5 protein-coding genes are annotated in these 4898 nt (G+C 70.1%); 2 read left to right on the top strand and 3 right to left on the bottom strand.

What is annotated here, in order from left to right:
- Positions 1-235, top strand: a 235-nt coding sequence (locus L995_RS06500; RefSeq protein WP_047470353.1) for a helix-turn-helix domain-containing protein, incomplete at its 5' end; no start/stop codon positions are given.
- Positions 236-308: 73 nt separating this feature from the next.
- On the top strand, positions 309-1484 hold the full coding sequence (locus L995_RS06495; RefSeq protein ID WP_034365104.1) for a zinc ribbon domain-containing protein: 1176 nt from the start codon (positions 309-311) through the stop codon (positions 1482-1484).
- A 12-nt stretch (positions 1485-1496) separates the two neighbouring features.
- On the opposite strand, the gene L995_RS06490 is transcribed toward L995_RS06495, so the two are convergent.
- The 3 genes from L995_RS06490 to L995_RS06480 form a co-directional block, all read right to left on the bottom strand.
- Entirely contained in the window at positions 1497-2612 is a 1116-nt protein-coding gene (locus L995_RS06490) for a TIGR03364 family FAD-dependent oxidoreductase (RefSeq protein WP_047470349.1), read from the bottom strand.
- A gap of 33 nt (positions 2613-2645) precedes the next feature.
- Positions 2646-4412, bottom strand: coding sequence for a putative 2-aminoethylphosphonate ABC transporter permease subunit (locus L995_RS06485; RefSeq protein WP_047326219.1), 1767 nt, complete (start codon positions 4410-4412; stop codon positions 2646-2648).
- Positions 4409-4898: TOBE domain-containing protein (locus tag L995_RS06480; protein ID WP_047470344.1), on the bottom strand; the 490-nt coding region annotated here is incomplete at its 5' end. The genes L995_RS06485 and L995_RS06480, both read right to left, overlap by 4 nt.

Genomic DNA, 4898 nt, shown 5'->3' with positions numbered 1-4898 from the left:
GGCCGGCCAGGCCTCCGACCCGTTCTCGCCTGCCGCCGCCCAGGCCGCCCAGGCGCCGGCAGCACCCGCCGCCGGTGGCCTGCAGGTGCTGACTCCGGCACAGGCGGCCCAGGTGCTGGGTGTCAGCGAGGCCGATGTGCTGGCCGAGATCCAGGCCGGCAACCTCAAGGCGCGCCAGATCGGCAGCCAGTGGCGCATTGCGCAAGCCGCACTCGATGAGTTCCTGCGCGGCTGACATTTCCGTGGTTTGACCCCTTGCGGCGCCAGGCCCTGCCTGGCGCCGCGTCCCGTTTTCCAGGACCGATGCCGTGAGCGCGCCCTCCTCCAGTTCCTCCAGCACCTCGACTTCCCCCGCCTCCGGTTCCTGGGAGGCCGCTGCCGCCGCGCCGGCCATGGTGCGCAAGCACCCCTGCCCCGAATGCGGCGCCAACCTCGAATGGAATGCCCAGGCCCAGGCGCTCAAGTGCCCGTACTGCGGCACCACGGTGCCCTGGAGCGAGGAAACGCGCGAGGAACTGGGCCGCGATGTGGTCGAGCAGGACCTGGCCGAGGCGCTGCGCAACCCAAAGTCCGGCCGGGGCTGGGGTACGGAGGACCGCTACGAGGTCCAGTGCCAGAACTGTCGTGCCATCTCGGTCTTCGTGAACCGCACCGTGGCCCAGCGCTGCGACTTCTGCGGCTCGCCCTCCATCGTGGCCCACGAGGGCCAGGGCGATGCCATCACGCCGCAGAGCATCCTGCCCTTCAAGATCAGCGACGGCCAGATCCGCGACCGCATACGCCAGTGGTACGGCAGCCGCTGGTTCGCGCCCAACCGCCTGAAATCCGCCGCGCTGACCGACACGCTGCACGGCGTCTACCTGCCCTACTGGACCTTCGACGCCCACGCCAGCGCCGACTGGCAGGCCGAGGCGGGCTTCTACTACTACACCACCGAGTCCTACCGCGACAGCAACGGCAACGTGCAGACGCGCCAGGTGCGCCATGTGCGCTGGGAGCCGGCCTCGGGCAGCCTCGCCCATTTCTTCGACGACGAGCTGGTGCCCGGCACCGTGGGCGTGCACGCCAACCTGCTGCGCCAGGTGGAGCCCTTTCCCACCACCACCGACCTCAAGCCCTACACGCCCGAGTTCGTGCGCGGCTGGACGGTGGAGCGCTACCAGATCGACCTGGGCAAGGCCGCCCAGGTCAACGTGCAGGACATGGACGAGCAGCTGCGCGCCCTGTGCGCGCGCCAGGTGCCCGGCGACACCTACCGCAACCTGCAGATGCAGCGCGAGTACCAGGGCCGCACCTTCAAGCACATCCTCGTGCCGGTCTGGCTGGTGGGCTACACCTACGGCAGCAGGACCTTTCAGATCATCGCCAACGGCTACACGGGCCAGATCGCGGGCGAGCGCCCCTACAGCGCCCTCAAGATCACGCTGGCCGTGCTGGCCACGATCATGGTGCTGGCGCTGCTGTGGGTGATGTTCGGACAGTAGGCCAGCTGCCGCTCACCACGCGCTCCAGACCTCTTCGGCAAGCCCGAAGGCGGTGCTCGCGCCGGAACCTCCGGTGACCGCCACCACGCGCGTGGCCTCGTCGGGCGCATGCACCACGCAGGGCGCGTCCTGCGCACTCGGGTAGACGCCCACCCAGCGCTCTACCACCTGCGCATCGCGCAGGTGCAGGGCCTCGTTCATGTGGCGCAGCATCAGCCGGTCCACGGCTTCGCTGGCAAAGGGCTGGGGCGCTGCGCCGTAGTGGTGGGAGTCGCCCACCACCAGGCTGCCGTCGGCGCTTTGCACGGCGATCAGGTGGATGCCGTGGGCCAGGCTCTCGCCCTCCTCCCTCTCCAGTTCGGCGCGCAGCGCGGCGGCTTCGGGCAGGGCGCTGTAGCCCTCGTATCTGACCATGCTCAGGTCCCCCATGACCGAGCCCTTGAGCTGCAAGCCCGGCTGCGGCCGCACGCGCAGCATCTGCAGCTGGCACAGCTGGATGCGGTGCGGCGTCCACAGGCCGGCGAACAGGCCGCCCGGGTCGGCGTTGTTGCAGACCACCACGCGTTCGCCGTGGTAGCTGGCGCGGGCGCTGCGCACCCGGGGTGCTGCCACCTCGAGCACGGCCTCGCCAAAGCGGAAATCCACGCCCATGGCCTGCTCCAGCCACTGCGCCAACCTGGCAATGGCTGTGCGCGACTCCACGCGCAGCTCATGCGGGCTGTAGAGCACGGCGCTGAGGTCTTCGGTGCGCAGTGCCGGGTGGCGTTCGGCGGCCTGGGCCGGCGTGAGCAGCTCGCAGCGCTCGCCCATGGAGGTGCTCAGGAAGGCGTGGAGCACGGCCTCGGCGCTGGCCCGGCGCGCCGTCAGCCACAGGCCGCGGTGCACGACCTCGATGCCGGCCTGCGGCGCGATCTCGGCCCAGGTATCGCGCGAACGCATGGCCCGCTGCCAGTGGGCGCCCGCCTGCTGCCCCGTGACAGTGACAAAGCCGAAATTGCGGATGGAGGCGGAGATGCAGGCCGCGTCGCGCTCGATGACGAGCACGCTGCGGCCACGGCGCGCAGCCGCATAGGCGTGGGCCAGGCCGACAATGCCGGCCCCCACCACGATCAGGTCGTAGTTCTTCATGGGAGAAAACAGAGGAGAGGGAAAGGAAAAAAGTCAGCGCTGGCGCCAGCGCTGCGTGCGCCGCTGCACCCAGGCATCCAGCGCCGCGATCAGCAGCCGGCCCGCAGCGGCCGTGGCAAAGATCAGCGTGGCCATGGCGGCGGCCGGCGCGGTGTCGCCCGCGTCGTCCATGGCCAGCACGGCCACCGAAGCCAGCGTGGTCTCGGGCGAGTACAGGAACACCACGGCCGACACCGTGGTCATGGCGTTGACGAAGAAATAGCCGGCCACCTGCATGACCACGGGCAGGCATACCGGCAGGTGCACGCGCCACAGCAGCGTCCAGAAGGCCACGCCCATGGAATCGGCCACGCGCTCGTACTCGGCATCGAGCTGCTGCAGCGCGGCCAGTTGCGTGATGTGCGCCACCGAGAAGAAATGCGCCACCGAACACAGCACCAGGATGGCCATGCTGCCGTACAGGAAGTGCAGCGGATTGCCCTGGGCATTGAAGAACAGGATGTAGCCCAGGCCCAGCGCCAGCCCCGGCACGGCCATGGGCAGCGTGGCCACGGCATGCAGCCACTGGCGCGTGCGCGCCCAGCGTACGGGCTTGGCCACCAGGTAGGCGGTCACAAAGCTCAGCACCGCGCCCAGCACGGCCGTGGCCAGCGCCATGGACAGCGAGTTGCCATAGCTGGCCCAGCCGCCGCCGTCCATCATGTCGAAGCGGTAGTTCTTGAATGTCAGCGTGAGGTTGTACGGCCAGTAGCTGACCAAGGAGGCCAGCACGGCCGTGCCCATGACGGCCAGCAGCGCCAGCGCCACCAGCGCGCAGTAGGCGAACAGCGCGCGGTCCAGCGGCGCATGGGGCTGGGGCACCAGCGGCACGGAGCGCACGCCCATGGTGGCCGCCTGGCGCGCACGCAAATGGCGCTCGGCCGCAAAGGCCAGGCCGGCCGGCACCAGCAGCAGCATGGCCACCACCGCACCCATGGACAGGTTTTGCTGGCCGATGACCTGCTTGTAGATGTCGGTGGCCAGCATGGCTGTGTTGCCGCCAATGACCTTGGGCACGCCGAAGTCGGTCACCACGAGCACGAAGACCACGATCCACGAAATCATCAGCCCGTAGCGGCTGGCCGGCAGCGTGACCTGGCGGAAGCTGCGCCAGCGGCTGGCGCCCAGCGTGGCGGCCGCCTCGTACAGGCGCGCATCGCCCGAGGCCAGCGTGGTGCACAGGATCATCAGCGCATGCGGAAAGGTCCAGAGCACCGAGCCCACGATGATGCCGAAGGGCCCGTAGGCCGAGCCCCCCTGCAGCCAGCCCTTGAGCAGGCCCTGGCTGCCGAACAGGTAGATCAGGCTGATGGCCATGAGCAGCGAAGGCGCCAGCAGCGGCACCAGGGCCAGCGCGCGGAACCAGCGCGCCAGCGGCATGCAGCTGCGCACCACGCCATAGGCATAGACATAGGCCAGCAGCACGCAGACCGTGCTGCTCACGGCCGACAGCCACAGGCTGTTGAACAGCGATTGCGCCACGCCCGGCATGCGCGCATAGGTGATGAACTGGGCCAGGCCCGTGAAGCGGCCCGTGTCGTCCCAGAAACTCCTGCCCAGCAGGCTGGCCACCGGCAGGGCGATGGTGGCCAGCAGCCAGGCCAGTGCGCCCAGCACCAGGGCGCCCAGCCACCAGCGCTCCCAGCCTGCGCTGCGCCCCTGCGGACGCACGGGCCCTGCAGGCGCGCTGCGGCGGGCGCAAGCGGAGCGGCCCACCGGCACGGGCACGGAAATGGCCGTGTCCATGGGATGCGCGCTCATGCGGCCTTCCTCGCGTCGGGCGCCGCCAACGGCTGCAGCGCAGCGGCGGGCAGTTCCATCAGCACCTCGCCCTGCAGCCAGTCGGGCAGGCCCACGTCGTGGCGCAGGGGCCACTGGGCGTCAACCTGGCATTGCAGCGTGGGGCTGTACAGGCGCACCAGGGCCATCGATCCGAGGAAGGAGGTCTCCACCACGCGGGCGCGCAACAGGTTGGGCAACGCCGTGGGCTGGGCCGGGTGCAGCACCACGCTTTCCGGACGCACGCCGACCAGCAGCGCGTCGCCACGCTCGAAGCCGGCCAGCGCACAGCGCAGGCTGGCTTCGCCGATGCGCACCTGGTCCGCCCCCTCGGCCGTGGCCGGCAGCAGGTTCATGCGGCCCACGAAACCGGCCGCGAACTGGCTCACGGGCTGGGCATAGAGCTGCTCGGGCGAGCCCTGCTGCTCGATGCGGCCCTGGTGCATGAGCACCACGCGGTCGGCCATG

The organism is Delftia sp. ZNC0008 (assembly GCF_000799035.1).
GTDB lineage: Bacteria > Pseudomonadota > Gammaproteobacteria > Burkholderiales > Burkholderiaceae_C > Comamonas > Comamonas tsuruhatensis.
Note: the sequence above shows the minus strand (reverse complement) of the source record. Positions and strands in the feature narration are given on the sequence as shown.